We start from the raw sequence: 1,051 nt of genomic DNA on the forward strand, positions 1-1,051 counted from the left end.
GGAAGCGGGCGGACGGAATCGAACCGACAACAGCAGTTTGGAAGACTGCGGTTTTACCATTAAACTACGCCCGCACAGGCATCTGCCTCTGCCAAGTACCTATACTAGCATTTGCCGCTAGCCTCTTTCTAAGACCACCTCTGCTCAAAGCAGAGAGACGAGATGTTTCTCATCGACGCTGGAGCTGCTTCTTACGTTTCTTCTGCCACTGGCGGAACTCTTTCTCGTAGCGTTCCCCCTCCGTCTGGTAGGCGTTCCAGCCCTTAAGAGAAACTGTCAAGCCCCAGCCCATGAGTATAAACAGCGACCAAGATAGCCCCCCGCCGGAAAGCCAGTCCAAGCCCAGCAGAAAGCTGTTGACAATTGCATATCGGCCCAGCAATTGGTAGAACTGCTGACGGCGGTAGCGCTGGAACTCGCGATGCTGGTTGTTCAGCTCTTGCCAAGCCTTCCATTCCTGCTCGGCCAAGTCCAGCTCTTGGGGTGAGATCCCCAGTTCGGCGGCCATCTCCTGCAACTGGGCGCGGGTAAACTCGCCCAGGCGCGGCTGGCGGGCAATGGCCCGCTGGAGGATCTGCTGCACGTCTTCTTGGCTGTACCGGGATCCCGACATTGAGTCTACACGCAACTTTACAATTCTTAGTCCAAGTTAGCCAGATCTTGCAGCTCGTTAAGTTCGCCTTGCTGCAGAAGCCAACCGCTAGACTAAACCTAGGCCAGCCCGCCAGGCGCTTTCTCCACGGCTAAGTTACTCCTTGCCAACCGAACTTGCCAATAGGGCTATGACTTCTACCCGCCCTAGATCCCGCCAGAGCCGTCAGAGTCGGACTTCCCTATTGAGCGATCTGCTACAGGCCGTGCCCCATCTGCGCCCGCAGCTTTATTTCAAGTCTTCTCTGGTTGCCCTTAGCCGTGCCATCGAGGATCAGGTGTTGCAAGGTCAGGGATCCCCGTGGGTGTTCGCCAATTTTCAAAAAGAGCGCTACTACCGCCAGGAGGCGCGGCGCTACCGTCGCATCAGCGCGGTTGCCCAAGATGTGTTTGTGCTGGC

The 1,051-nt window shown here is 56.7% G+C and carries 2 protein-coding genes and 1 tRNA gene; 1 reads left to right on the plus strand and 2 read right to left on the minus strand.

The window, feature by feature from the left end:
* Positions 1-3: 3 nt before the first annotated feature.
* Both NW844_RS12875 and NW844_RS12880 read right to left on the minus strand, forming a co-directional pair.
* Positions 4-74, minus strand: a tRNA-Gly gene (locus NW844_RS12875).
* Between the two features lie 95 nt (positions 75-169).
* On the minus strand, positions 170-628 hold the full coding sequence (locus NW844_RS12880) for a 2TM domain-containing protein (protein WP_414336218.1): 459 nt from the start codon (positions 626-628) through the stop codon (positions 170-172).
* A 154-nt stretch (positions 629-782) separates the two neighbouring features.
* On the opposite strand from NW844_RS12880, the gene NW844_RS12885 reads away from it, so the two are divergent.
* A partial coding sequence (locus tag NW844_RS12885; protein ID WP_414336220.1) for a DICT sensory domain-containing protein occupies positions 783-1,051 on the plus strand: 269 nt, incomplete at its 3' end.

It is taken from the genome of Synechococcus sp. H55.2 (assembly GCF_047462495.1).
GTDB lineage: Bacteria > Cyanobacteriota > Cyanobacteriia > Thermostichales > Thermostichaceae > Thermostichus.